At 68.9% G+C, this 4,356-nt stretch carries 3 protein-coding genes; 2 read left to right on the top strand and 1 reads right to left on the bottom strand.

Annotated elements, in window-relative coordinates; all coding sequences use genetic code 11:
• Positions 1 to 1,843 (bottom strand): excinuclease ABC subunit UvrB (gene uvrB, locus AC08ON_RS02510; RefSeq protein ID WP_476616382.1); only part of this gene is annotated, 1,843 nt, incomplete at its 3' end.
• Between the two features lie 226 nt (positions 1,844 to 2,069).
• Between uvrB and AC08ON_RS02515 the strand changes: the two genes are divergently transcribed.
• Positions 2,070 to 3,392, top strand: coding sequence for a peptidase M50 (locus tag AC08ON_RS02515; protein WP_476606267.1), 1,323 nt, complete (start codon positions 2,070 to 2,072; stop codon positions 3,390 to 3,392).
• A 42-nt stretch (positions 3,393 to 3,434) separates the two neighbouring features.
• Positions 3,435 to 4,356: TerC family protein (locus AC08ON_RS02520; RefSeq protein WP_476616383.1), on the top strand; the 922-nt coding region annotated here is incomplete at its 3' end.

Genomic DNA, 4,356 nt, shown 5'->3' on the forward strand with positions numbered 1-4,356 from the left:
GGCGAACCATGTCGTCGAGGATGTCGACGACCTTCTTGCGCAGGGGCTGGGGATCCAGCCCGCGCTCGGTGTTGTAGGCGATCTGCTTCTCGCGCCGCCGGTTCGTCTCGTCGATGGCGCGGCGCATCGACGGGGTGATCGCATCCGCGTACATGTGGACCTGCCCGGACACGTTACGGGCGGCCCGGCCGATCGTCTGGATCAGTGACTTGTCCGAGCGCAGGAAGCCCTCCTTGTCGGCGTCGAGGATGCTCACCAGCGACACCTCTGGCAGGTCGAGACCCTCGCGGAGCAGGTTGATCCCGACGAGCACGTCGAACTCGCCGCGGCGCAGCTCGGTGAGCAGCTCCACCCGGCGCAGGGTGTCCACCTCGCTGTGCAGGTACCGCACCCGGATGCCGAGCTCGAGCAGGTAGTCGGTGAGATCCTCGGCCATCTTCTTGGTCAGCGTGGTGACCAGGACCCGTTCGTCCCGCTCGGCGCGCAGCCGGATCTCGTGGACGAGATCGTCGATCTGCCCCTTCGTCGGCTTGAGCACGACCTCGGGGTCGAGCAGGCCGGTAGGCCGGATGATCTGCTCGACGACGTCGACGGACCGGCCCAGCTCGTAGGGGCCCGGGGTCGCCGACAGGTAGACCGTCTGGCCGATGCGCTCGAGGAACTCCTCCCACCGCAGCGGGCGGTTGTCCATGGCACTGGGCAGCCGGAACCCGTGCTCGACGAGGTTGCGCTTGCGGGACATGTCGCCCTCGTACATCCCGCCGATCTGCGGGACGGTGTTGTGCGACTCGTCGATCACCAACAGGAAGTCGTCGGGGAAGTAGTCGAGTAGGGTGTGCGGCGGGCTCCCGGCCTCGCGGCCGTCGATGTGCCGGGAGTAGTTCTCGATCCCCGAGCAGAACCCGACCTGGCGCATCATCTCGATGTCGTAGGTGGTGCGCATCCGCAGCCGCTGTGCCTCCAGCAGCCTGCCCTGCCGCTCCATGGTGGCCAGCCGCTCGGCGAGCTCCGCCTCGATGCCGGCGATCGCCCGCTCCATCCGCTCCGGCCCGGCGACGTAGTGCGTGGCCGGGAAGACGTAGATCTCCTCCGCCTCGCGGACGACCTCCCCGGTCAGTGGATGCAGGTAGGTGAGCCGCTCGATCTCGTCGCCGAACATCTCGACTCGGACGGCGAGCTCCTCGTAGACCGGGAAGATCTCTACCGTGTCCCCCCGGACCCGAAACGTCCCGCGGGTGAAGGCGAGGTCGTTGCGGGTGTACTGTACGTCAACGAAGCGGCGCAGCAGCAGGTCCCGCTCGATCTCGTCGCCGACCCTCAGCCGCACCATCCGGTCGATGTACTCCTGCGGTGTGCCGAGGCCGTAGATACAGCTGACGCTCGCGACCACGACGACGTCCCGACGGGTGAGCAGGTTCATCGTCGCCGAGTGCCGTAGCCGCTCCACCTCCTCGTTGATCGAGGAGTCCTTCTCGATGTAGGTGTCCGTCTGCGCGATGTACGCCTCGGGCTGGTAGTAGTCGTAGTACGAGACGAAGTACTCGACGGCGTTGTGCGGCAGCAGCTCCCGGAACTCGTTGGCGAGCTGCGCGGCGAGCGTCTTGTTCGGAGCCATCACCAACGTCGGCCGCTGCAGGCGCTCGACCAGCCACGCGGTGGTCGCGGACTTTCCGGTGCCGGTGGCGCCGAGGAGGACGACGTCGGACTCGCCGGCCCCGACCCGCCGGGCCAGCTCGTCGATGGCGGCAGGCTGGTCGCCCGACGGGGAGAAGTCGGACACGACCTGAAACGGCGCCCGCGTCCGCTCGATGTCGATGGTGGGCCGTTCGAACGTTGTGCTCACGGCTTCTAGCACACCACAGGCCTCCGACAGTTTCCGAATCTCGATGTTGCCGAACTTCGATGTTGCCGAACCTCGGCAACGAAATCGTCGGCAACGAAATCGTCGGCAAAGTCGCGGACTCCCTGCGGTGTCTGCTGGGACGTTGACGGGCAGGCTATGCGTTGAGCATGTATGACACCCGGTCGTGACCGCGGCCCGGTGAAGGCGAAAGGAGCTCTGAGCGGACATGACCACCCACGACGCCACCCGACGGGGACATCTCCCGCCGATCACGGTGCGTCCGGGACTGGCTGTCTCGGTGGCGATCGTCACTGTCCTCCTCTCCGCGATCACGCTGCCGGCCACCGTGCCCGGCCGGCCCGGATTCGCCTACCTGTCCGGCGGTCTGATCGGGGCGGGCTTGCTCGTGGGCGTCCTGCTGGCCGCCGATCTGATGCGGGCCCGGTCGGCCCGTCGGTCGGGGGTGACCGTTCTCGGCATCACCCTCGGCGCCTTCGGAAGCCGGCTGGTCCTGGCCGGTGCGCCCGACCGCTCCGCGGGCGTGGCGGCCGCCCCTCACCCGGCCGCCCCTCACCCGACCGCCCACCAGCCGGCACTCCACGGTATCGATCTCGCGCCGCCGCCCGTGGCGGCCCTCGATCCCACGCCGGGGACGGGCACCCAGGTCGGCACCCAGGTCGAGGCGCGGATCGCGCGGGCCGGCCTGCTCGTCACCGCTGCCGCCGGGGCCCTGCTCGTCGTGCTCGGTGCCCTGGCACCCGCCGGCATCTGGGAACTGGCCGGCGAGGTGGCCCTGTGGGTGGGTACCTTCGCGCTGCTGGTGACCCTCGTTGACGTCCTTCCCTCCCCGCGCAGCTCCGGCGGCCGGCTGATCGCCGCCCGGGTGGAGCGCCGCACTGGCAGTCGCGCGCGCGCCGAGCAGGCCGCGGCCCGCGCCGGCGTGATCACTGGCTGGTCACTGATCGCCGTCGGGGTGGTCGGGTCGTTTCTGGTCGGGTTCGTCGCGCTGTGGGCCGTCCTGCTGGGTTGGTTGGCGCTGGGCACCTCCCGGTTCGCCCAGGCGCAGCAGCGGACCTACGTCGCGCTGGAGGGTCTGACCGTCCGGGACGTGATGAGCCCGCCGCCGCCGCCGTTGTCCGCCTGGACGACCGTCGCAAGCGCGCTGGACGAGGTTGTACTGCCGTCGCGGAGGGCGGTGTTCGGAGTCGAGGACTTCGACGGATCCCTCGCCGGGGTGGCGCTGTTGCGTGACCTCGCCGCAGTGCCGATGGACGATCGAGGTCTCGCCCGGATCAACCGGGTCATGATTCCGCTGGAGATGGTTGCCACCGCCCGTCCGGACGAGCAGCTGACGGACGTCACCGGCCGGCTTCTGGAGCGGCCGGCCGCGGGCTGCGTCGCCGTCATTGGCGCCGCCCCGGATGACGGTCGCCTTCGCCTGATCGGAACGGTGGGCCCGGTGGAGCTGAAGCAGGCGGTGGAGACCGCCCCGCTGCGCGGGCGCGCCACCACGGTCCGCCCCGCCCATCCCGGCGGCTTCTGGCGCTGACCGCCCGCCGCGGCGGGCACCCGACTCCGTTGGAGATCATCTGTGTACGTGTCCCCCTGGGCTTGGGCCGCCTTCGTCGGCGTCCTGCTCACACTCCTGACCATCGACCTGCTGGCACATCGTCGGGCTCACGTCATCGGCTTTCGCGAGGCCGCGTGGTGGAGCGTTCTGTGGGTCTCGCTGGGCATCGGATTCGCCGGTGTCATCTGGGCTTGGCAGGGCCCGGGGCCCGCCGGCGAGTACGCCGCCGCGTGGCTGCTGGAAAAGAGCCTGTCCGTCGACAACCTCTTCGTCTTCGCGCTGATCTTCTCTTATTTCAGGGTGCCTCGCGCCTACCAGCACCGCGTCCTGTTCTACGGTGTGCTGGGAGCGCTTGTGCTCCGTTTCCTGTTCATCGGGGCCGGCATCGCGCTGCTCGAACGGTTCAGCTTTGTCATCTACGTCTTCGGGGCTTTTCTGCTCTACACGGCGGTCACGATGCTCCGGGGCGACGGCGTCGAGATGGATCCGGGCCGGAGCAGGGCGGTCGCGCTGCTGCGCAAGGTCATTCCGGTCACCGACGACTATCAGGGGCAGCGTTTCGTGTTTCGGCGTGCCGGGAAGCTGGTCGCCACGCCGCTACTGGCCGTCCTCGTCGTGATCGAGACCGCCGACGTCCTGTTCGCGTTCGACTCGGTGCCCGCCGCGCTCGGTGTGACCGACAAGGTGTTCCTGGTCTACACGAGCAACGCCCTGGCCATCCTGGGGCTGCGGTCGTTGTTCTTCCTGCTCTCCGGTCTGATGGAACGTTTCCACCACCTGGCGACGGGGCTCGCGTTCATCCTGGCCTTCATCGGCGTGAAGATGTTGCTCACCGACGTGTGGCACCCGCCGATCGCGCTGTCGCTCGGTGTCATTGTGGTGACATTGGTCGTGGCCATCGTCTGGTCGCTGCGCACCACCCCGCCGGCCCCGCGGTCCGTAA

The organism is Frankia sp. CoWAU3, assembly GCF_977971855.1.

Bases quoted from the DNA above. Each gene is read 5' to 3' on its own strand.
- AC08ON_RS02515 (WP_476606267.1), top strand. From the start codon at position 2,070: ATGACCACCCACGACGCCACCCGACGGGGACATCTCCCGCCGATCACG.